This is a genomic window from Ferruginibacter sp. SUN002 (assembly GCF_050611725.1).
Lineage (GTDB): Bacteria > Bacteroidota > Bacteroidia > Chitinophagales > Chitinophagaceae > Ferruginibacter.
Genome location: NZ_JBODJB010000001.1, coordinates 2463285 through 2487102, shown reverse-complemented (window position 1 = coordinate 2487102; position 23818 = coordinate 2463285). Strand labels below are relative to the sequence as shown.

At 36.6% G+C, this 23818-nt stretch carries 20 protein-coding genes and 1 other RNA gene; 15 read left to right on the top strand and 6 right to left on the bottom strand.

Translation table 11 applies throughout. From position 1 onward, the window contains the following. Positions 1-24 precede the first annotated feature (24 nt). Positions 25-1719, bottom strand: coding sequence for an MFS transporter (locus ACQ33O_RS10750; protein WP_430995584.1), 1695 nt, complete (start codon positions 1717-1719; stop codon positions 25-27). A 121-nt stretch (positions 1720-1840) separates the two neighbouring features. Here ACQ33O_RS10750 and ACQ33O_RS10745 point away from each other — a divergent pair, with 121 nt between their 5' ends. From ACQ33O_RS10745 to ACQ33O_RS10730, 4 genes are all read left to right on the top strand, one after another. Beyond that, on the top strand, positions 1841-3256 hold the full coding sequence (locus ACQ33O_RS10745) for a glycogen synthase (RefSeq protein ID WP_430995583.1): 1416 nt from the start codon (positions 1841-1843) through the stop codon (positions 3254-3256). A gap of 96 nt (positions 3257-3352) precedes the next feature. Continuing rightward, positions 3353-4630: a glucose-1-phosphate adenylyltransferase gene (locus ACQ33O_RS10740; RefSeq protein WP_430995582.1), complete on the top strand. Its 1278-nt coding sequence runs from the start codon at positions 3353-3355 to the stop codon at positions 4628-4630. Positions 4631-4737: 107 nt separating this feature from the next. Then, a complete protein-coding gene (locus tag ACQ33O_RS10735) occupies positions 4738-6069 on the top strand; it encodes an MFS transporter (RefSeq protein ID WP_430995581.1) in 1332 nt (443 codons plus the stop codon). Positions 6070-6076: 7 nt separating this feature from the next. Further along, positions 6077-7927: a glycoside hydrolase family 13 protein gene (locus ACQ33O_RS10730; protein WP_430995580.1), complete on the top strand. Its 1851-nt coding sequence runs from the start codon at positions 6077-6079 to the stop codon at positions 7925-7927. Between the two features lie 110 nt (positions 7928-8037). Here ACQ33O_RS10730 and ACQ33O_RS10725 read toward each other — a convergent pair whose 3' ends face one another. Continuing rightward, positions 8038-8820, bottom strand: a complete 783-nt coding sequence (locus ACQ33O_RS10725; protein ID WP_430995579.1) for an RDD family protein — start codon at positions 8818-8820, stop codon at positions 8038-8040. A gap of 115 nt (positions 8821-8935) precedes the next feature. Between ACQ33O_RS10725 and ACQ33O_RS10720 the strand changes: the two genes are divergently transcribed. From ACQ33O_RS10720 to truB, 6 genes are all read left to right on the top strand, one after another. Next, positions 8936-9958, top strand: a complete 1023-nt coding sequence (locus tag ACQ33O_RS10720; RefSeq protein WP_430995578.1) for a stage II sporulation protein M — start codon at positions 8936-8938, stop codon at positions 9956-9958. Continuing rightward, positions 9951-10727, top strand: coding sequence for a hypothetical protein (locus ACQ33O_RS10715; RefSeq protein ID WP_430995577.1), 777 nt, complete (start codon positions 9951-9953; stop codon positions 10725-10727). The genes ACQ33O_RS10720 and ACQ33O_RS10715 overlap by 8 nt, the downstream gene beginning before the upstream one ends. Positions 10728-10808: 81 nt before the next feature. Then, a complete protein-coding gene (locus ACQ33O_RS10710) occupies positions 10809-11942 on the top strand; it encodes a DUF4350 domain-containing protein (protein ID WP_430995576.1) in 1134 nt (377 codons plus the stop codon). A gap of 2 nt (positions 11943-11944) precedes the next feature. Then, positions 11945-12922 carry an AAA family ATPase gene (locus tag ACQ33O_RS10705; RefSeq protein ID WP_430995575.1) on the top strand — a complete coding sequence of 326 codons (978 nt, stop codon included), beginning with the start codon at positions 11945-11947 and terminating at the stop codon, positions 12920-12922. Positions 12923-12932: 10 nt separating this feature from the next. Beyond that, on the top strand, positions 12933-14270 hold the full coding sequence (locus tag ACQ33O_RS10700) for a DUF58 domain-containing protein (protein ID WP_430995574.1): 1338 nt from the start codon (positions 12933-12935) through the stop codon (positions 14268-14270). Positions 14271-14284: 14 nt separating this feature from the next. Next, the gene (gene truB, locus ACQ33O_RS10695; protein ID WP_430995573.1) at positions 14285-15067 is read left to right on the top strand and encodes a tRNA pseudouridine(55) synthase TruB; all 783 of its coding nucleotides are present in this window, start codon (positions 14285-14287) and stop codon (positions 15065-15067) included. Here the strand turns inward: truB and ACQ33O_RS10690 are convergent. Next, positions 15064-17508: a BamA/TamA family outer membrane protein gene (locus ACQ33O_RS10690; protein WP_430995572.1), complete on the bottom strand. Its 2445-nt coding sequence runs from the start codon at positions 17506-17508 to the stop codon at positions 15064-15066. The genes truB and ACQ33O_RS10690 overlap by 4 nt on opposite strands. Here ACQ33O_RS10690 and ACQ33O_RS10685 point away from each other — a divergent pair. Further along, a complete protein-coding gene (locus ACQ33O_RS10685) occupies positions 17456-18331 on the top strand; it encodes a TrmH family RNA methyltransferase (RefSeq protein WP_430995571.1) in 876 nt (291 codons plus the stop codon). The two genes, ACQ33O_RS10690 and ACQ33O_RS10685, sit on opposite strands and share 53 nt — an antisense overlap. A 76-nt stretch (positions 18332-18407) precedes the next feature. Here ACQ33O_RS10685 and ACQ33O_RS10680 read toward each other — a convergent pair whose 3' ends face one another. Next, complete coding sequence (locus tag ACQ33O_RS10680; RefSeq protein ID WP_430995570.1) at positions 18408-19628, bottom strand: ABC transporter permease; 1221 nt, start codon at positions 19626-19628, stop codon at positions 18408-18410. A 105-nt stretch (positions 19629-19733) separates the two neighbouring features. Between ACQ33O_RS10680 and ACQ33O_RS10675 the strand changes: the two genes are divergently transcribed. The 4 genes from ACQ33O_RS10675 to ACQ33O_RS10660 all read left to right on the top strand — a co-directional run bounded on the left by ACQ33O_RS10675 (position 19734) and on the right by ACQ33O_RS10660 (position 22538). Beyond that, positions 19734-21026, top strand: coding sequence for a DUF5103 domain-containing protein (locus ACQ33O_RS10675; protein WP_430995569.1), 1293 nt, complete (start codon positions 19734-19736; stop codon positions 21024-21026). A gap of 106 nt (positions 21027-21132) precedes the next feature. Next, positions 21133-21231: signal recognition particle sRNA small type (gene ffs / locus ACQ33O_RS10670), an RNA gene on the top strand. Positions 21232-21380: 149 nt separating this feature from the next. Further along, positions 21381-22034 (top strand): fructose-6-phosphate aldolase, encoded by a 654-nt coding sequence (gene fsa, locus ACQ33O_RS10665; protein WP_430995568.1) that lies wholly within the window; start codon positions 21381-21383, stop codon positions 22032-22034. 3 nt (positions 22035-22037) lie between these two features. Continuing rightward, on the top strand, positions 22038-22538 hold the full coding sequence (locus ACQ33O_RS10660) for an energy transducer TonB (protein WP_430995567.1): 501 nt from the start codon (positions 22038-22040) through the stop codon (positions 22536-22538). A 53-nt stretch (positions 22539-22591) separates the two neighbouring features. Here ACQ33O_RS10660 and ACQ33O_RS10655 read toward each other — a convergent pair whose 3' ends face one another. Together ACQ33O_RS10655 and ACQ33O_RS10650 are read right to left on the bottom strand one after the other, a co-directional pair. Next, positions 22592-22960, bottom strand: coding sequence for a hypothetical protein (locus ACQ33O_RS10655; RefSeq protein ID WP_430995566.1), 369 nt, complete (start codon positions 22958-22960; stop codon positions 22592-22594). Positions 22961-23029: 69 nt separating this feature from the next. After that, on the bottom strand, positions 23030-23659 hold the full coding sequence (locus tag ACQ33O_RS10650; protein WP_430995565.1) for an NAD(P)-dependent oxidoreductase: 630 nt from the start codon (positions 23657-23659) through the stop codon (positions 23030-23032). Between the last annotated feature and the right edge of the window lie 159 nt (positions 23660-23818).

Below are 23818 nucleotides of genomic sequence, written 5' to 3'. Positions count from 1 at the left end.
ATTTAAAATTACTGTTTTAAATTTTTAATGTCCTCCACCGGCTGTTGCAGTATCAAAGCTAACACCTTGTTTACGTAAAATACCTTTTACCGCAAATGCGAAAAAAGCTAAATATGCAAAACAGATCACAGGAATAAAATAAGATTGATGGATGCCGATCACATCAGCTAATTTTCCCTGGATAGGAGGAATGATACCTCCGCCAAGGATCATCATAATTAAAAATGCCGAACCCTGTGTGGTATATTTTCCAAGTCCTGCAATCGACAATGCAAAAATACATGGCCACATGATTGAACAGAATAGGCCTCCGCTTAGGAAAGCATAAACAGCAACAGTGCCGGTAGTAAGTAATCCAACGATCATTGCAACAACGCCGAGCAACCCAAATATCAATAAAGTTTTGGATGGATTGTCCTTGCTTAAAAAAGAAGCAGCTATTTGAACGAGTACACAAATAATGTAATAGTAGAGTGCTGTCATATCATATCCAAAAATTGTATTCACACCAATGATGATTGCGAATGCTATCAGTGGGGCAATAAATTGTAAAATAGCTTTTGATTGTTTGCTCAGGTTGAATGCACTAACGGCACCGGCCCAACGACCGATCATCAAACTACCCCAATACATAGAAATATATGGTGCTGCTTCAGATGATTGGAAATTGCCAAAAGCCGGTTGTTTCAACAATTCGCTCAGATTGCTTCCGATCGCAACTTCCACCCCTACGTAAACAAAAATGGCAAGCATTCCTAACACTAATTGTGGGTATTTCATAGCACCCCATCCATCTGCTTTTTTTGATGCACTGAGGTTGGCTCCCAATAAACCGATAACAACAATAGCCAATGCACCTAACAACCATTTCATACGGTATATTTCCATTGCATGTTTTTCAGCATCGCCGGCATTGGTCAAATCTGTTTTATAGCTGTTGAAAACCGGCACCAGCATAATGATCAATAAACCTGTCATGATCAATAGCGTGTTTAAAGCCTTATTTGCTTTTTCTGTTTTTTCTTCCATCACACCCGCCGGCACTTTTTTAGAAAAATAGAATAAAGCTGCAGCCCCAATGAACAAGGCACCAACGCATGAATAGAGGATGATCACTTTACTTAAGCTCAATGCAGCGATCTGTTCATCAGTAATTGCAGCAGTTGTGCCAAATAATGCAATACCTACAATAATAGGACCGATCGTTGTACCAAATGAATTGATTGCGCCGCCTAAGTTCACACGGCTTGTACCGGTAGAAGGGTCTCCTAATGAAATAGAGAAAGGCTGTGCGGAAGTTTGTTGCAATGAAAAACCTAATGCCACAATGAATAAACCTACTAGCATACCCGCAAAAGCATTTGCATTTACAGCAATGATCATAGCAGCAGCACCTAATGCAGAAAAGAGAAGTCCGTAAACGATACTTTTTTTATAGCCCCACTTACCAACAAGATCTTTGCCACCAAATGCACCATAAGCGAATAAGCCTAAAGCTCCAACATAGTAGGCTGTATAAAATGCAAAGTCAATTAACTGGCTTTGAAATTGATCAAGTTTAAAATAATGTTTACAAAAAGGGATAAAAATACTATTGCCCGCTGCAATAAATCCCCAGAAAAAAAATACGGTCACCAGGGTTCCCAAAGCTCCGTAATTAGTAGGAATTTGCGTAGGTTTATCAGCACCGGTTAAAAGGTCTTTGTGTTCATTTGACATATTTGATCGTTTAGGTCGTGAAAGTAAAATAATTTGACCAAACAGGAAAATTTACAACATTAATACTTGTTGGTAACCAAATCCTTATTAATTTACCAGCACATAAAATTTATCAATCTTAATGGAAATATTACATGTAAGTGCAGAGTGTTATCCCGTTGCAAAAGCAGGCGGGTTGGGTGATGTAGTAGGTGCATTGCCGAAATATCAAAATCAACTCGGTCATATTGCCAAAGTGGTTATGCCAATGTATCGCACCAAATTTTTGGGGGCAAATAGTTTTGATGTTGTGCATAAAGGTGGCTTTCACATGGGTAGTGCCGGCTTCATCAACTACACCATCATCAAGGAAAAAACAAATGTACTGGGCTTCGATCTTTATCTGGTTGATATTTATGGGTTGCTTGATAGAGAAGGCATTTACGGGTATGGCGATGATGTAGAAAGATTTGTTGCCTTTCAAATTTCGGTTGTTGATTGGTTGAGCAAATGGCAGCATCAACCTGATGTTGTGCATGTGCATGATTATCATACTGCGTTAATTCCATTCATGATGAAGCACTGTTATGATTACCAACAGCTCGATCATATTAAAACAGTACTAACCATACACAATGGTCAATATCAGGGATGGATCGGTTGGGATAAAGCCAATTTTATTCCTGCATGGGATAGCTGGAAAGGTGGTTTGTTGGAATGGGAGAACACTATCAACCCATTGGCATGCGGTGTGAAATGTGCAGATAAAGTAACTACAGTAAGCAATAGCTATTTAGATGAATTGAAATACATGTCGAATGGGCTGGAAGCCTTATTTGAATATGAAAAAGGAAAATGTGTGGGTATCCTCAATGGTATTGACGATGCAGTATGGGATCCTGCAACGGATACTTATCTCGATATTAATTTTAGCCTTGAAGATGCAGATGAAGGCAAGTTTGCCAATAAGAAAATATTGTGCGACCAGTTTGGATTGGATATTACTAAACCGTTAATAATTTTCATTGGCAGGTTGGTGCATGAGAAAGCTGCGGATCTTTTGCCGGCGGTGATTGGCGACTCAATTTATCATATGGAAGGAAGGATGAATTTTCTCATACTTGGTAGCGGCGAAAGCTGGGTAGAAGAGCAATTGGCGGGAATGACACATACCCTTACAGGTTATTATAACTCAAGGATAGGGTATAACGAAAAGCTTAGTCATCAAATGTATGCCGGTGCCGATTTTCTATTGATGCCCAGCAGGGTAGAGCCTTGCGGCCTGAATCAAATGTATGCCATGCGTTACGGTACAGTGCCCATTGTACGCAACACAGGCGGACTGAGAGATACGGTGATCGATTATGGAGAGCCGGGAGGCTATGGCATCAAATTCAACAATGCAACTGTTGGTGATATTACATATTCTGTTTACAGGGCATTGGAATTGTACAAAGACCCCAAAAAGATGGATGCTGTCCGTGCTACCATCATGCAACTGGACAACAGTTGGGAGAAAAGCGCAGGCACTTATATTGAGCTTTACAAACAATTATAAGAGAATTACGTAAAATATTTTATCCGATAAATTTTATGTACTAATTTTAAACGAATAACAAGCATTCAAGTTAACCCAAAAAAACTCTATAGCAGTATGACAGGAAAATCAGTAATATCAATCGTTTTAGGTGGTGGGGCCGGTTCAAGGCTTTATCCTTTAACAGCTAGCAGAAGTAAACCGGCCGTTCCTATTGCCGGAAAGTACCGATTGGTAGATATTCCTATTTCCAACTGTATCAATTCAGGTATCAATAGAATTTTGGTACTGACTCAATTCAACTCTGCTTCTTTAAATAAGCACATAAAAAATACCTATCAGTTCAGCATTTTCAGTAGTGGTTTTGTAGATATTCTGGCAGCAGAACAAACACCTGATAATCCGAAATGGTTTCAGGGAACTGCTGATGCGGTGAGACAATCGTTAAGGCATATACGCAGTTATGATTATGATTATGTATTGATCTTATCAGGCGATCAATTATATCAAATGGATTTTGCGGAGATGATTGATAATCACCAAAAGCAAAATGCAGATATTACCATTGCAACCATTCCGGTTACTGCAAGAGAAGCTACAGAATTCGGTATTCTTAAATCTAACGATAAAGGACAGATCACCTCATTCATAGAAAAACCTGCTGCAGAATTATTGCCCGATTGGACAAGCGATACAGGAGATGCAATGAAAAGTGCAGGAAGAAACTATCTGGCCTCAATGGGTATCTATGTATTCAGCAGAAAATTATTATTTCATTTGTTAGATGAAGAGCATGCAAAGGCTACAGACTTTGGTAAAGAAATTATGCCTGACTCTATTAGCAAATACAAAGTATTAAGTTTTCAATACGATGGTTACTGGACGGATATCGGAAATATCTATTCTTTCTTTGAAGCAAATCTTGCTTTAACAAAAGATATTCCTCATTTCAATTTATTCGACAAATCAAAAACGATCTATAGTCGTTCACGTATGTTGCCACCGGCAAAGATCAGCGGAACAACATTAGAAAGAACATTGATCGCCGATGGTTGTATCATTCATGCATCGAGAATTGAAGACAGTGTAATTGGTATTCGTACCCGTATCGGTAAAGGAACTACTATCACCAACTGTTATATGATGGGTAGTGATTATTATGAAACGCTGGAAGAAATACAACATGCCGAAGAAAGAGGTATTCCTAAAGTAGGTATCGGCGAACGTTGTTTCCTTCATAATGTGATCGTTGATAAACATTGTAGAATTGGTAATGATGTACGCATCAATGGTGGAACACATTTGACTCCCGGAGATCATGCTTTGTATACCATTAAAGATGGTATTGTGGTAATTAAAAAAGATGCTATCATTGAGAACGGATTTGTTATTTAAATAATAGCTTAACTATGTTAAAACATCCTCCCAACGAGGATGTTTTTTTGTATTTAAAATAAAATGTGTATTTTGTACACAAATAACGATAATTTAAAGCCATTGCCATGTCAGAATTAGGTGTTACTCAAAAACCCAAATTAACCTTATTGGAGATCATCAATATGAGTGTCGGTTTCTTCGGCATTCAGTTTGGATGGGATTTACAGCGTGCCAATATGGGACCGATTTATGAACATTTGCATGCTGATGCAGATAAAATCCCATTCTTATTTTTAGCAGCCCCACTTACAGGTTTACTCGTTCAGCCAATTATTGGTTACATGAGTGACCGTACCTGGCATCCTCGTTGGGGTAGAAGACGTCCGTATTTTTTAATAGGTGCCATTATGAGTTCTATTGCACTATTTATTATGCCACATAGTTCGGTGTTGTGGATGGCTGCAGGGCTCTTATGGATAATGGATGTGTTTGGCAATGTGGCAATGGAACCTTTTCGTGCATTTGTAACTGATAAATTGTCTGATAAACAAAGTACATCGGGGTTTGTAATGCAAAGCTTGATGATAGGTTTGGGAGGAAGTATTGCGTCTGCATTACCATGGTTGATGACCAATGTTTTTGATATGAGTTCCACTGCAGCCAGTGGCGTAATTCCCGACAATGTGAAGTGGTCGTTTTATATAGGTGGTTTTATGTTTCTAGTAGCAGTATTATATACTGTGATTACGTCAAATGAATATCCGCCTAATGAGAATGAGCATGCAAATGAATCAGGTAATGGCTTTATAGGTGGATTGAAAGAAATTCTACATTCTATAACGCATATGCCTAAACGAATGAAGGCATTGGCTTTGGTGCAGTTTTTTACTTGGCCGGGTTTGTTTTTGATGTGGTTCTATTATAATACGGCAGTAGCCCGTAATGTGTTTGGAGCCACCAGTGAAACGGATCCTTTATATGGGCAAGGAACAAATTTTGGCGGACTTACTTTGGCATTTTATAATGTGGTTACATTCTTGTTTGCATTTGTATTGCCTTCAATTGCCAATAAATTTGGTCGTAAACTAACACATACTATTTGTCTTTTGTGTGGTGCTATTGGTTTGATCAGCGTGGCATTTGTCAAAAATAAATATATGTTGTATGGCAGCATGGTTGGTGTTGGTATTGCCTGGGCAAGTATTTTGTCTATGCCATATGCGATGCTTAGTGGAGTTTTGCCGAAAGAAAAGGTAGGAGTATATATGGGCATTTTTAATTTCTTTATTGTATTACCTGAAATTATTGCTTCGCTCGGGTTTGGCTGGGTAATGAAAAATATTTTGCACAATGATCGTTTATTGGCTGTTGAAATAGGTGGAGTCTTGATGGTCATTGCGGCACTACTGTGCTATTTTTTAATCAAAGGAGATGGTTCATCTCCAGAAAAAAAATAATTACTATATGAAAAAATTTCTTATTACTAATTGTCTATTGCTAATTACTTATTGCTCATTTGCACAAACGGGCTATACTTGTTATCCAACCAACTGGTGGACGGGGATGAAATGGAACAAAGTTCAGATCATGATCCATGGCGATGCCATTTCCAATGCAGGCAAAGGTTTTTCGATCAATTACCCCGGCGTAAAGTTGCTTAAAACCAATAAGGTTGAAAATACTAACTATGTTTTTTTAGATATTAGTATTGCACCAACAGCAAAGCCGGGCATAGTTAAAATAAAAGTCAATAAAGAGTTCAGCTCTTTTGATATTGATTTCGAATTGAAACCTAAGCGTAAGGGTAACGGTAAGGAGTATGCCCAAGGAGTTACATCAAAAGACTTTATGTACTTGATCATGCCGGACAGGTTCAGCAACGGTGATGAATCAAATGACAGGATAGAAGGGATGAGGGATCAAACTTTGAACAGAGATACGGTATTCAATCGCCATGGTGGTGATCTACAGGGTATTACCAATCATCTTGATTATCTGGAGGACTTGGGTGTTACTACACTTTGGTTAAATCCGGTTCTTGAAAATGATATGCCTAACCGTACAGAACATGGCTATGCATTTACCGATCATTACACCATTGATCCAAGATTAGGAGGAGCCAAAGCATATCATGACTTGGTAGATGCAACACATAAACGTGGCATGAAGATCATACAGGATGCTGTTTACAATCATGTAGGATTGTATCATTTTACAGTTCAGGATCTGCCAATGAAAAATTGGTTGAACCAATGGGATACTTACACTAACACTTCTTACAAAGATCAAACATTATTTGATCCCTATGCGGTGCCATCACAAAGAAAGATCATGAGTGATGGTTGGTTCACCACACAAATGCCCGATCTTAACGAGAACAATCCCTATGTTGTAAATTTTCTTATTCAACATGCATTATGGTGTGTGGAAGAATTTGGTATCGACGGATGGAGAATTGACACTTATGCTTATAATGATCTGGCCTTTATGAATAAATGTAACCAGGCACTAATGGATGAATACCCTAAGATCACTTTATTCGGCGAAACATGGGTGCATGGTGTTATTAATCAAAGTTATTTCTGTCAGAACACTTATAATATTCCTTACAAATCGAATTTGCAGGCTACAACAGATTTTCAAACATTCTGGGCAATACAAGATGCAATGACAAGAGATTTTGGATGGAACGATGGTGTAAATAAATTATATACCACGCTAGCTCAGGATTTTGTTTACAAAGATCCAACCCGCCAGGTAATATTTTTAGATAATCATGATATCTCACGTTTCTTCTCTACGATTGGTGAAGATGTAAATAAATACAAATCTTCATTGGCATGGTTACTTACTTGTCGGGGTATTCCTCAATTGTATTATGGCGATGAGATAGCAATGAAAGGATTTACTTCACCTAATGACGGGTATGTTCGTAAAGATTTTATCGGTGGTTGGAAACAGGATTCGGTTAACAAGTTTACAATTCAAGGCAGAAATCAATTAGAACAAACCGTTTGGCAATACATTGCAACGCTGGCCAATTATCGCTTAACATCTTCAGCTTTGCAAACAGGGAAATTCATGCAGTATTTGCCTGAAGATGGAGTGTATGTTTATTTCAGGTATGATGCAAAACAAACCGTAATGATAGTGATGAATACATCAAAAGAAGAAAAAAATATTTCGGTAGATAAATATAAAGAACGCACTACAGGGTTTACTCAAGTGCTGGATGTCTATACGAAGAAAAAAACTGAGTTAAAAGATTTCAAACTTGGTTCTTATCAGGCGGTGGTGTTGGAACTGCAGAAATAAATCCGATTTGAAGATTTGGAAATTTGAAGATGTGTTGATGTGAAAATTTCAAAATTTGAAAAAGTGCGCTCTTATAACCAAATTTCCAAATCTTCAAATTATCAAATCAGTTACTCTCTCGTTGCCAAATAATTATAGTCTGCCATGATCTTTTCTAGAAAATCAACGGCAAACATATCAGTGTTGATACCTAATACTTCTTTTACTTTGTTGGCCACTCTGTTGCACATTTGATGATCATTCGTTTTTTGAACCTGAGTTAAAACATTTTTGATCGTGTTGATATCCCTGTCGCTCAATCTCATAACCTGAGGAAACTTTACTTTGTAGTTAGTATCTGCAACATGCATGAATATCGTATCATTCACTGTAAACTTAGATGTAGTGTTCACCACAACAGTGCCGGCAACAATATCGCCAAGTCGCTGATTTCTTTTTGAAATAGAAATGATGATGATAGATACAATGCCTCCCAAAAAAAGTATTAAAAAGCCCATTTTTCCATTACCCCAGAACAAAAAGAAAACGATAAAGCCCCATTCATAAAATCGTAAGAACCATCTTAAAAGATATTGGCTGAGGGTAGGCTCCCCTCCATCGAGGCTAACTACTTTTATTTTGAATATTTTCTTACCCACTGTTTGTCCGTTCAGCCACAACTCCGAAAGTAATGTATAAAATATCAACGGAATAAAAACCGCTAATATGACAAATCCAATACTGGCTTCACCAAACCTAAGCCGATAGTCTCCTACAAACAGATAGATCATGCTTATCAGGTAAATGACCATCAAGATGATGTCAATGAGATAGGCAAAAAATCGCTTATGAAATTCTGCAACTTCAAACTCAATATCAATATTAAAAGGAGTGGCTATTTGTATGAGCGACATATTATTTGCAAATTACTGATTGCCGATTACAGATTTGTGATTTTCTTTAAGAAATCTTATGCCAACTAATTGATCGATTGTGTAATTTTCAACCTGCAATCATTAAATTTGTATCATGCGTGAGGCAATGTTTATTAAAAAGAACGTAGATAAATGGAATGAATACCAGCATTCCGAAACTACCAATCCGGACGAAACTGCCGAACGCTTCATTACCCTTGTAGACGATCTCTCATATTCGAAAACATTTTACCCTCAAAGTAAAGTAACCCGTTGGATCAATGCTATAGCAGCTTCCATTTATCTCAGTATCTATAAAAATAAAAAAGAAAAGTACAATCGTTTTTTTATTTTTTGGAGGTTTGAATTGCCTTTGCTTTTTAAAAAATATCACCGCATATTGCTGTTTACTTTTCTTGTCTTTCTTTTATTTGTTGCCATAGCCGTATTCGGTTCAATGTATGAACCCGGTTTTATACGAGGTATTCTTGGAGACGGATACGTGAATATGACGGAAGAAAACATTAAAAATGGAGATCCTTTTGGCGTTTATAAAAGCGATAATCCTTTTGCAATGTTTATTCAAATAGGACTTAACAATATTTTTGTTGCCTTTATGATGGCTATTGGTGGTATACTTTGCGGAGTCGGTACATTAATGAGTATGTGGCAAAATGGTTTAATGCTTGGTTGTTTTCAATATATGTTTTTTTCAAAGGGGCTGGGAATTGAGTCCGTTATGGTAATATGGGTACATGGTACATTGGAAATATTGTCATTGGTTATTGCATCAACAGCAGGTTTTGTAATTGCAAACAGCATTTTGTTTCCGGGTACTTTTAAGAGATTAATATCTTTTAAACATGGAGTAAAAGATGCACTTAAAATAATGATAGTACTTGTGCCGATTTTTATAATCGCTGCCTTTTTTGAAAGTTATGTTACTCATCTTATGAGTAACACTTATGATAAAAACAGTAATATAGGATTGCCCGTTTGGGCCAGTGGTATCATTCTCTTTTTATCACTCAGTTTTATTGTCTGGTATTTTGTTATTCTCCCTATCCGTTTACATAAAAAAGGTTATCAGATCATAAGTGGTAACTTTTCTAAAAAGCCGCCAACTCTTAATGCCTAAATTGAAGCAGCTTATATCTCTTTATGTAATGTTGTTTAGTTGTTCCTATACAATAGCTCAGAATGATTTTGTTGATAGTGTATATGAAGTGAATGAATACACCGAATATAACAACGAATATATTGCCATGACCTCAGATACGGGGCTACATTATAGTACAAAACACATTTCAGTTGATTCATTAAATGCTTACAAAAATTCCAAAAGCTTTGCTTATGTGAGGGAAATGGACAGCTTGCTCCGAAGCTTGCAAGCAAAAGAAAAAAAAGCTGCCGTAAATTCTAAGCCAAGAGAAAAGAACTGGCTTGAGTTGTTTTTTCTTTCTAAAATAACCAAATATGTTTTTTGGAGCTTGGCAGGGGTATTTGTATTAGTGATATTGTACAAACTTTTTTTCACTAAAGGGTTCTTTCAAAGACGAACAGCTAGAAGCCCTGTAGCTATAATGGCCGATGAAGAAGATCTTTCCATGACGGCCGATTATGATAAATTGATCGGGCAAGCTATTGCAGAAAAAAATTACAAAAATGCTGTCAGGTATTTGTATTTGAAATCTTTGCAGCTATTGGTTGAAAAAGGAGTAGTTGTTTTTTCTGCTGATAAAACCAATTACCAATATGTTAGAGAACTAGCCGGAAAGCCTTACAAGAGCAGTTTTGCAAACCTTACATTAAACTACGAGTATGTCTGTTATGGCGAGTTCGATATTGATGAAGTGATTTTTTCAAAATTAGAAGCAGCTTTTAAACAATTCTATAACCAGTTATAAGTGAATCAACTTTTACGATATGTTTTTTTATTAGCAGTGGCAGCAATGTCCTTTTCGTCTTGCAGGAAAAAGGGGCCGGATATGCCATCGTTTGAAACTACATTTAGTAAAGACGATAAGTTGCCGTTTGGGACATATGTGGCTTTTCAGCAAATGGAAAATATTTATCCGCACAATACGATTTTTGTCAAGGATGAAAACTTTGCAACACTATGGCGAGGTACTTCAGATACAGGTGCTTTGTATATCAGTATCTGCAAAGATTTATTTCTAACTGAAGCCGACCTGAGATCAATGCTACAGTTTGTAGCATCAGGGAATTCTGTATTCATTGCCTCGGGTCAGATAGATGATAAACTACTTGATTCTTTGAGATGCAAGACCTCGTCCACGAGCGACTTTTCAATGCTGATGCCGGAATTGCTAACCAATGCCAGTGTGTCACTTTCTCCGGTATTGTATAATGATGTAAATCGTTATGGTTATTTTTTCTTTCCGTTCATTAACAGATTTGTAAGTTACGATTCATTGAATACTCAAGTTTTAGGATTTAATCAGATCATTCAGCCAAATTTCATAACAATGTTGCATGGTAAAGGCCGATTTTTTTTGCATACAGAACCGGCTGTTTTCAGTAATTATTTTTTGCTTCAGAATAATAATTATAAATACCTGCAACAAGTTTTTGCATATACTAAACTGATGCCCGAACAGGTTTTTTGGGATGATTTTTATAATGGCAAAAGATCGGAAGATGATGAAGGTAATTCCGAAGGTAGCAGTTTAGATTTTTTGCTTAAATACCCATCTTTAAAATGGGCATTTTGGCTTACGCTTTTATTGTTGTTTGTGTATATTTTCTTTGGTGGAAAAAGACGGCAACGCATTATAGAAGTAACAGAGCCCAACAAAAATACTACGGTAGCGTTTACAGAAACGGTTGGTAGGTTATATCTGCAACAACATAATAATCGAAACATTGCAGACAAGGTCATTGCTCATTTTTTCGACCATATACGATCGAGTTATTATTTAAATACCAATCATGTAAATGATATTTTTATTGCTACATTGAGTAGAAAATCGAATGTGCCGATTGAGAAGGTAAAACAACTGTTTACAACTATCAGGAATATACAGGATAATTATGATGTAACTGATAAGCAGTTATTGACATTGAATCATCAAATTGAAAATTTTAATAAAACTAAATAATAATGGAAGAAAATATTTTTCAACAACGTATTGACCTTTCAGGCCTTAACCGTTCCATGGACGCCATACGTGAAGAAATAGGTAAAGTGATTGTTGGACAGCATAAAATGCTCGACCTGTTAATGATTGGTTTATTGAGTGATGGGCATATTCTGATTGAAGGAGTGCCTGGTGTAGCTAAAACGCTTACGGCTAAATTAATGGCTAAAGTGATCGATGTCGATTTTTCCAGAATCCAGTTTACGCCGGATCTAATGCCGAGTGATGTGATCGGTACATCTGTCTTCAATCCCAGAGAAGGAGATTTTAATTTTAAGAAAGGTCCTGTTTTCAGTAATATAGTCTTAATTGATGAGATCAACAGAGCCCCAGCTAAAACACAGGCTGCGTTATTCGAGGTTATGGAAGAAAGACAGATCACTGTTGATGGGGTTACACATGAAATGAGATTTCCGTTTGTAATACTCGCTACACAAAACCCTGTAGAGCAGGAAGGAACTTATAGATTACCGGAAGCTCAATTGGATCGTTTTATTTTTAAGATAGATGTTCAGTATCCTACTTTATCTGAAGAAATCAGCATTCTTGCTAACCAAAACGGCAAAGCACAAACGCAATTGTTGGCTGATGCAAATAAAATACTCTCTGCTATAGAAATACAACAATACAGAACACTGATCCAATCAATTGTTGTTGAACCTCGTCTGATTGAGTTTATAGCCAAGATCGTTAGTGAAACACGTAATAACCCTGCCTTGTTTCTTGGTGCGTCGCCAAGAGCTTCATTGGCTATTTTAAAAGCTTCAAAGGCCAACGCCGCTATTAAAGGAAGAGATTTTGTTACACCTGAAGATATTATTGAAGTTGTAAATCCGGTTTTAAGACATCGTATTATTCTTACTCCTGAAAAAGAAATGGAGGGTGTTACGCCAGATGATCTGATTGATAATATTTTAAAATCTCTTGAAGTTCCCAGATAATTAAATACACATGATCAGACAATACATAGGCAACCTGTTTTTTTCTACACGATTTTATATCGCAGTAGGTCTTTGTATTGTATTGTTTGTATTTTCTTTTTTCTTTCCAATTTTGTTTTCGCTGGTTGTAACTATCTGGTATGTTTTACTGGCATTGATAATTATCGATTATGTCTTTTTGTTTTTATTGAGCAAGGGGCCATCTGCAAAAAGAATGATTGCTGACCGTTTAAGTAATGGGGAGGAAAACAAAGTTGTTTTGCAGATCACAAATAACATGCGTTTTGATATCATGACAGAGATCATCGATGAACTGCCGGTGCAGTTTCAAAAAAGAGACTTTGTTTTGAAACAGTCGCTATCTTCCGGTCAGCAAAAGAATATAATTTATACTATCCGTCCGACCGAAAGAGGAGAATATCATTTTGGAAATATTATCATTTATGTAAGATCACTGTTAGGTTTACTGATGCGGCGGCATGATATTGGAGCAGCAATAACTGTGCAGGTTTATCCGTCGTTTCTGCAATTGCGTAAGCATGAACTGATATCACAAACAACTATCCAGTCTGAGCATGGTAATAAACGTATGCGTAAAATTGGCCATAGCATGGAGTTTGAGCAGATCAAAGATTATGTAAGAGGAGATGATGTACGTACGGTAAACTGGAAGGCAACGGCTCGTAAAGGGGCATTAATGGTAAATAATTATACCGATGAAAAAAGTCAACAGGTTTATTGTATCATTGATAAAGGTCGTTTGATGAAAATGCCTTTCGGAGAATTAAGTTTACTGGACTATGCCATCAATAGTACATTGGTTTTAAGTAATGTTTGTTTACAGAAGCAGGATAAAGTGGGTTTGATATCTTTTGCGAATAAAATGGGAACAGTGCTTGCTGCCGATAGAAAACCTGTTCAGTTAAGTCATATTTCAGAATTATTGTATAAAGAAGAAACCGGATTTCTGGAAAGTGATTATGAATTATTGTATATGCAGATCCGAAGCAGGATCAAGCAAAGAAGTTTGCTGGTTTTATTTACTAATTTCGAATCCTTATCAGGTTTAAAAAGGCAATTGGGATATTTGAGATCTATTGCTAAACATCATTTACTCCTTGTTGTATTTTTTGAGAATACGGAATTAAAAGCATTATCATCTGCCGGTGCTGAAGATATAGAACAAGTATATATCAAAACAATCGCAGAAAAATTTGCATTTGAAAAGCGATTGATCGTAAAGGAATTACTGAAACACGGAATACTTTCCATTTTAACAACACCTGAAAGTTTGACCATCAATGCAATTAATAAATATCTTGAATTGAAGGCAAGGCAAGCAGTATAACTAAAATATATAAATTGGCTCGTAAACAAACATACCGACAAAGATTTACCAATCAACTGATAGAAGCAGGGGAAACACCTATTAAACAGGAACGAAAAGAACGAATTCCTATTGATCCTGTAATACAACAACCGTACGTGGATGGAAAAGTGATCCTTATCGATAAGCCATTACATTGGACATCTTTTGATGTTGTAAGAAAGTTGCGTAGTCTTATTCAGATAAAAAAAATTGGTCATGCAGGAACTTTAGATCCATTGGCAACAGGGTTACTAATTGTATGTACCGGTAAATTTACAAAGAAGATCAATGAATATATGGCTCAGCAAAAAGAATATACCGGATCAATAACACTGGGTGCAGTTACACCAACTTATGATCTGGAAAGCAGACCTGAACAAGAAAAAGATCACTCGGCAATTACAAATGAACAGATATATGGTGCAACAAAAGAATTTGTTGGTGAGATAGATCAGTTTCCGCCAATATTTTCTGCCATTAAAAAAGATGGCGTTGCATTATACGAATTGGCCAGAAGGGGTGAGGAGGTAGAGTTAAAAGCAAGAAGAATCACCATTCATGCATTTGAGATCACAAATATTGCAATGCCTGTTGTAGAGTTTCGTGTGGTATGTTCAACAGGAACGTATATACGTAGTTTGGCTAATGACTTTGGTAAAGCTTTAGGTTGCGGCGGCTATCTAAGTAGTTTGCGTCGAACGAAAATTGGTGAGTTTACAACAGAAGAAGCAATGACAATGGAAGCTTTCGAAACGCATATAAAATCTGCCCATTAAAAAGGAACGCCAATGCCAATAGTAAAGTTCATGTTGTTATACCTCCATTCTTTTTCCTTACGAGAAAACAGTTTTCTTAACACATTGTCAAAACCCATTGATGGAAGCCTCCAGCCATCGCATGTTTCAAGGTCGGGTCGTTTGATTCTAAAACCTAGATCAAAACGGATCAGAAAATAATTAAAATCCAATCTGAATCCGTAACCGGCAGCTACCCCTAACTGTTTATAAAAATTTTTGAATGAAGATATTTGAGCACTGTCAAGACTGCCATCAGTTTTCGTATAATTCATATTCCAGATATTACCAATATCGGCAAAGAGTGCACCTTTTAAAACAATTGAATTCGGTATGATAGAAGCGATGATATGCCTGTGTTCTAAGTTGGCTTCAAATTTCAGATCACCAGTTCTGTCATTGAAAGAACTGGTTCCATAAGGTTTCAATGAAACTTTACCAGGGCCAATACCACGTATCGGCCAGCCCCTCATACTGTTAGCGCCGCCTAAGAAGTATTGTTTGAAGAACGGAAGCGTTTTATCTACATCTCCAAACGGTACGCCGATGCCAAGAAATATGTGCTTTACAAAACTGGATCTTTTAGAGTAGGTTGTAGTCATTGTAAGATCTATATCAAATTTTGCAAACCGGCGAATATAACTTTTAAATAAACCAAGATCCGCTACGGGAATCAATACCGGTAGTGGAATTAATGCCGGGTAACCAGACTCTTCAAGGTTGAATTTAATTGTATTATCCCGACCGACTTTTTTGCCTTTGAAATTGTAACTATAGCTTGCACTGCTTCCAAGTACCATTGCAGTATTAAATGAATATCTTAGGAAGGGATATCTTTTCAGTGTATCTTCAAAAGCCTGAGATTGATTGTACAATCTTGAAAATTCTACATTCAAAGGTTTTAGGGTCCAGTTGCCATTTTTTGGTCCCGTCCAACTATATCCTGCAACCAATCCTACAGACTGAAGGTTAAAAAGGTCAATTCTGTTCGTATAAGAAAGACTGGCATTGATGAAAGACTGTTGTGCTGTTTTATTTTGTGGTTTTAATGTTTTTAATAGCCACTTATTTTTTGTTGTATATGGCCAAACCAATTTAGGGTTGGAGATCGTTCTGCTGAGTCCCACATCGTTTGAGTTTATCAGGCTGTTCGTGCTTTTATTTTTACTTACATTAAATTCAACTCCGGCTCTCAGTGCAGTCGTTGTTTTGATCCCTTTTTTCTTTTTGTTTCTTTCCTGTAATGAAACGTTGCCTGAAAGCCCTAACAGGTTGCCTAAGGAATAGTTGTTGTTGGTTGAGTAGCTGGCTTCAATATTTGCTTCAAATCCATATTTCCTGACTGGGATTAAGCGGACATACATATCCAGTTTTCCTGAACTGTCCTTAGTTTCCTGCGGTTGAATACTAATACTAGACCATATGCCCGTCTTAGTAAGATTAGAGATTGTTTTCGAATAATTTTCCTCTTTATAAACATCACCTTTTCTAAGTGCCATTTTACTCTTTAGAAATTCGAAATCAAACAGATCTTTTCTGTGCCGTATATAATAACCATCTGTTGTGTCTTCAACTGTACGTCTTCGGCTTTCTTCACCTAATACAGAATAATCAGGGTATATGTATACGTTATTGATGTAGTATTTTTTCAATCTGTTTGTATCTGCTCCGGGACTCAATACGAGTGCTAGTTTTATGGTTGGTTTATTGCGTTTGCGTTGAGCCTCTGCAAGTAGTCGTAGGTTTTCAAAAGGATCGTCACTGATTGTTGTTAAAGCGGCAATGGTAGTATCTCCAATCATTTGCAAATCATCAGAGGTAAATTTGTAATAGCCGTTATTTCTAAACAGATCAACCAACCTTGCTTTATCGGCTGAAATATTTGCTTTACTTACAGGGTCATTTTTTACAATAAAAGATTGTTTTATTGTTGAGTCGGCTAACTTTTGAAGATCAGGTCTTTTTAACCTATAGCTCATTGTATCGATCCGTGTAGGGTTTTTCGGATCCACCGTATAGGTAGTGGTTATTCTATGTTCAACAGATTTATAATACGGGAACCATCCTCGTCCAAGTTTAAAACTCGGAATATGCCGCACTTTAATAGACGAATCCATTGAGTAGGTAACGTTGGCTTTGTAATACCCCACGTGCAACAAGGATGCCTGCATATTACGAGCCGTCCTGTCGGAGTAAACCGTATCGTACACAGGCGGGTTCATTATCTTATGTACAATAAGGTATTGGTCTTTAATGGTAACAGTAGAACTATCGTCGAATTGAGTGTTTAAACGTGAAACAAGAGATGCTTTTTCACTTTTTGAAAGACTGTCGGATTGAATGACGATCTTGTTTCTAAAAACAAAATATTTGCCTTTCGGAAAATTCTTCGACCTGCTGCAGGAAGAGACAATTATTGCCAAAAGAAAAATAAATTTCCAGGGGCTGATGATTGTTTTTAATATTGAGGTAATATTGTCGGGCATTAATTATTTTAAATCTGCTATGCTAAGCAAAACATATACCAAATATATTCAAAGTTTACACCAGAAAAAATCAAGAGATACAGACGGTGTATTTATTGGCGAAGGTACTAAGGTGGTAGCAGAATTACTGCAAACCGGAGTTTTTTTGTGCAAAGACATTTTATGTACTCAAAAATGGCTTGAAAGCAACGAGAAACTGGTATCGGAGTATTTTGCTAAAACTCCACAAATAATCGCCGATTTTGAATTAGAGAAGATATCGGCTTTAAGTACACCAAATGAAGTATTGGCAATATTTGAGCAGAAAGAGCGGTCAACAATTGATATTTCGGGCAAGTTAAACCTGATGTTGGATACAATTCAGGATCCCGGCAATCTCGGTACTATTATTCGGATTGCAGATTGGTTTGGTATTGAAAATATTATTTGTGCTAACGGTACTGCAGAGATGTATAATCCTAAAGTAGTACAGAGTACAATGGGGAGTATTGCAAGAGTGAATATTATTTATACTGATCTTGCAGAGTGGTTGTCAAAAAACAGTAAAGTAAAAGTTTACGCAGCCGCACTCAACGGTGCAGATATCACAACAGTAGAGAAGATAAAAGAAGGGGTCATTATTATTGGAAATGAATCAAAAGGAATTAGTGATGCATTGTTAAAATTGGCTGATGAGAAAATTACAATACCAAGAAAAGGGAATGCAGAGTCATTGAATGCAGCGGTTGCCACTGGTATTATTCTATCACATATCTGCTGAAAATGGAATACAGATTTTTTAATCAGGATAATTTTCTGCGTAAATCTTAAAGATCGTAAAAATCAGCACTCTGCCATTATCGGAATTGTATAGCCTTAACAATATTGATCTTTTTTACCAGTAATGTAGGAATGATAAGTGTAAGAAAGCATATTACAAAAGCTATCAGATCTACCAATGCTACCTGCCACCAAATGATCTGTGCACTTGCCTCACTCATAAAATAAGCTTCTTCATCTAATTTGATAAATCCTGTTTTTTGCTGAAGCAAACAAACTGCCAATCCAAGTATTGTTCCAATGATGATGCCTGTAATTGCTATCAGTCCTGTGTTGTATAAAAATATTTTTTGAATGGCCCAGTTGTTAGCACCAACAGCTTTTAATACACCGGTCATCTTTGTTCTTTCCAGTACGATGATGAGCAGACAGGTAATAAGGTTTACTGCAGCTATGATCAGCATAATAACTATGAGTACATATTTTATCTTTCCTTGCAAAGCAAGCCAGTCGAATATATTTGGATATATTTCTTTGATGGTTTTACTGTGCCAGCCTTGTGGAGTTTTGCTTTCAATTAATTTTGCAATTGTATCTGTTTTTGTATAATCGGTTAAAAATACTTCATAAGCACCTATCTGATCTTGATTCCAGTTCTGTAATCTTCTAATAAGATTGATGTCGCAAATAGCGAAAAGTTTATCGTAATCTTCAATAGATGTTTTAAAAATACCGGCAATCCTTAATTTTCTTGCTCTCTTAGTGCCGTCTTCCTGAATAAAGAAACCCTTTACCGTATCATTTGTTTTTGCATTCAGTTGCTTTGCTATATATGCCGATACATTAATTTCGCTACTGTCTTTAAATGATATCCATTTTCCCTCAACTAAAAATGGATCAAGTCGGGCTTTATTAACGGAAGAATCGATGCCTTTAAATGTAACACTTTCTATATCGGATCCATAAGTAAGTATAACCGATTTCGTAGCAAAAGATTCAAACGATACAACTCCCGGCATTTTTTTTATGACCTGTTCTACGGTGTCATTTTTTGTGATCACATATTCTTCTGCTCCATTAGCTCTTTCGTCAAGATCCTGCTGAACATGTATATGTCCCCAAAAACTGAACACTTTGTTGCTGATAACCTGCTGAAAACCGTTCACAAAACTTAAAGCTATGATCATTACAGCTACACTGATGGCTGTTGCTCCAATAGCCAACCGTATGATAAAACGTGAAAAGGTTTTTTGTTGATTAAACGCAATTCTTCTAGCTATAAAGGCAGATATATTCAATCGGCATAAATTTTGTCAAGTATAACACGAATATCTGATTACCAGGCAGATTATTTAATTATCTTGTAATCAGATTTCAAAGCTAAATCATTTTAATTCAACTTGATGAAACGGATTGTATTTGTATATTATATCTTTTCAATACTTGCACTCAATTTTTCCAATACTGTTGCTCAGATAAACGGAGAGGAGTTTACCGCAGCTAATATTAAAACTCCCAGGTTGCATATATATGGCGATCAGCTCACATTGCCTGTTTATAAACTGAATAGTGCCGACCGATTGGAGTTGCATTTCGATGATCTTGACGGTAATGTGAAAAGCTACTATTATGCCTATCAGTTGTGCGATTATAATTGGCAGCCGGTTAACTTAAGTCCTTTTGATTATATGAAAGGCTTTACGCAAATGCGGATCAGCAATTATCGTTATTCATCTATTGCTTATACACGCTATACGCATTATCAGGCAATTTTGCCCGAAACCAATTCGGTGCCAACTCGTAGCGGTAATTATTTATTGAAAGTTTTTTTAGATGGCGACACTTCAAAACTTGTTCTTACAAAACGTTTGTTGGTGCTTGATTCTAAATGTGCTATTGTCGGGCAGGTAATGCAACCGTTCACGCCACAAAATTTCAACACACATCAACGCATAAAGTTCTCGGTAAATATCAGCGGGCTAAATGCATTTGATGCCACACAAAATATTAAAGTGGTTGTGTTGCAAAATTATAGATGGGATAATGCTCAGGCAAATGTATTGCCCACATTTGTACGTGGTGCAACGCTGGAGTATAATACGGAAAATAGTTTTGTTTTCCCCGGAGGAAAAGAATGGCGCTGGCTCGACCTGAGAAGCTTACGGTTATTAAGTGAACGAATAGATAGCGCCGATAAGAAAAAAACAAGTACAGATATATTTGTTAAGACTGATGTAGACAGAAGTGCTCAACGTTATATCTACTATCCCGATTTTGACGGGCAATATCAGGTCATGACCTACGAAAGCATCAATCCTTATTGGCAGGGAGATTATGCAAGAGTGCATTTCAAATTTACCACACCAAATGGAACCCCATATACCAATAAAGATGTTTATATTATAGGGCAACTGACTGATTATAAATTAACCGACAGTACGAAAATGATCTACAATGCAGAAAAGGGATACTATGAAAATAGTATGTTGCTGAAACAAGGCTATTATAATTATGGGTATGTACAGGTAGATAAAAAAAATACCGAACTAAAAACCGAACTGGATGGAAATTATTGGGAAACTCAAAACATCTATACGATCTTAATTTACTATAAATCATTCACTGATAGAAACGATCAGCTTATTGGTGTAAGTAAGATAAGTACCCGATCGGATAGGCCGGGGTTTAGTTTTTAGTTCTTAATTTCTAGTTGAAAAGAGCCCATAACTAAGAACTAAGAACTAAGAACTATTAACTATTAAATTCTCTTTTTACTTTATCGATTCTTCCCTACCTTTGCGCCGGCAAGTCTTATACGACCAGCTCCTGCTGAACTCCCCCAGGACCGGAAGGTAGCAAGGGTAGGTGGTTGAGCGGTGCGATGTAAGTAACTTGCCATTTTTTATGCCCCCAACCCCTAAAGGGGAGTATTTACAGCCTTTTCTTCCGAATAAATAAAAATTAATTTTACTCTTCTAATTATTTTACTTTTGCTGAAATAATTTAATTAACAATTAAAAAGCTAATCCCCCTTTAGGGGATAGGGGTATATGAAATTTTTTATCGACACAGCAAATCTTGCACAGATCAAAGAAGCAAATGACTTAGGAATCTTGGATGGTGTAACAACCAATCCGTCTTTAATGGCTAAAGAAGGTATTAAAGGAGAAGAAGCAGTGATCAATCATTACAAAACTATTTGCGAAATGGTGGATGGTGATATCAGTGCAGAAGTTATTTCTACAGATTTTGACGGCATTATTGCAGAAGGTAAAAAATTAGCAGCCATCCATCCAAACATCATTGTAAAAGTACCGTTGATCAAAGACGGTATCAAAGCAATTAAATGGTTTACTGATAACGGTATCAAAACAAACTGCACATTGGTGTTCTCGGCAGGTCAAGCAATACTTGCTGCAAAAGCAGGCGCTACCTATGTTTCTCCATTCATTGGTAGAGTAGATGACAGTGGTTGGGATGGAATGGATCTGATCCATCAAATGCGTCAGATTTTTTCTATTCAGGGATATAAAACAGAAATTTTAGCGGCATCTATCCGTAATCCAAATCATATCATTAAATGTGCTGAAGCAGGAGCCGACGTTTGTACTTGCCCGTTGTCTTCTATATTAGGATTATTAAAACATCCTTTAACTGATATTGGTCTTGCTCAATTTTTAGAAGACGCTAAGAAGTTTGCATAATTTATGATAAAGCACATTTTTACGGTTGCTTGTTTTTTTATTGCTTCTAACTTGTTTGCACAAGAGGGCGCCATCGGGACTAAAGAAAACTCAAATGAAGGTGATATATCAGCTCCACCACCTCTGCCGATGACGGATGAGGCGCCTGTTCCATATCCGGCAAGCGATGAGGATCTTTACAAAGTGTTTGTTGCAGTAGAGATAGAGCCAAGTTTTCCCGGTGGTGATGTAGCATGGAAAAAATATCTTCAAAGAAATTTAGATACAGCATTAGCAAAAAATAATGGGGCGCCTGTAGGAAGATATACAGCCGTAGTAAAATTCATCGTTGCTAAAGATGGCACTATAAGTGAAATTGAATGCGATACCGACGCCGGTTATGGTACTTGCGAAGAAGCTATAAGGGTTATAAAAAAAGGTCCTAAATGGGTGCCGGCTCAACAAAATGGTAGAATCGTAAATTCCTATAGAAGGCAAAAGATAACCTTTACTGTTTCTGAATAGTAATTCTAATGCATTTAAATAAAAAGAAAGCCTGATTTTTAATCAGGCTTTTTTTATCGTAAAATTTCATTTACTGTTTTTAATTTTTCATCATCCGGTTTTTTCTTAATATAGATATCAAACTCTTTGTGTAATGAAGGGTTGCTTTTCAAAACAACTTTAAAAGAAACTTTTTCTTCTGCAAAATTGCCATCTAACCACAAGCAATTACCCTGAAATTTTCCTGCGGATGCTGTAAAAATAATGTCTGTGCTATCTAATGGCAAATATCTTCCGTTCGAAAGCAATCCATCTACATTGATATAATTAAGTGTGCCTTTCTTTAAGCTGTCGGTATAAAGATTGACATAGATGCTGTCAATCTTTTGTGCCTTTGCAACAACTGAGATAAGAATAAAACTAAGGAGTAATAATTTCTTCAAAATATAATTTTATACCAAGATTGAAAAAATGATGCCATGGTTGTGTTTGAATGTTAAAACATTCAAAAATTAATTACTGATGCCAACCCTGTGTTGTACAAATTCATTCTTAATAGCTTCGTTCAACATAAATAAAGCAAGGTTACCTGTATTGATCTGGTATTTATTAGGAACAGGTGGGTAGTCTGCTTTCGTAATGAATTCGCCGGTGGCTTCAGCGTCAATGATATCCGGGCAGCATACAAATGTCCAGTCAAGATTAGAGGCCTTCAATGCTTCATACGCTTTTAAGTGTTCTCTTCCAACAGGAATGTATTGCTGAGGATAATCTTCCCCATCTATTAACAATGTGCCATCTTCAGCATTTAAAATACCCATCCCGCCAACGGCAATGATGCGTTTTAAGCCGACTTTTTGCATTTGTTTGATGATATTTTTGATTCCAAGGCTTCTTGTTACATCAGTGCCATCAAAAGCGCCACCTAAAGCCGATAAAACTACATTGCAACCTTTTAGTGCATTATAAACATCTTTTTCATCGAATAACGCACCTTGAATCAATTCAAGATTGTCGTCTTTTGGAAGATCTGTTGTAAATACATTTCTGCCAAAAGCTTTTACAGCGTAACCTTTATAGAGTGCCTGTTTAACTAATTGTTTACCAACCTGTCCGGTTGCCCCAAAAACTACCACTTGCATACTGTTTTTTGATTGAAGGTACTGAAAATAATTTTTGGTTATTTAGAAATTCACACTCATATTTGCAATACGAATGAAATTGATTAATACAAATACAAACAATTGGTGGTGGCAATACAGGTAATACTTGTGTCGCTATGCTATTGATTTGTATTGAAT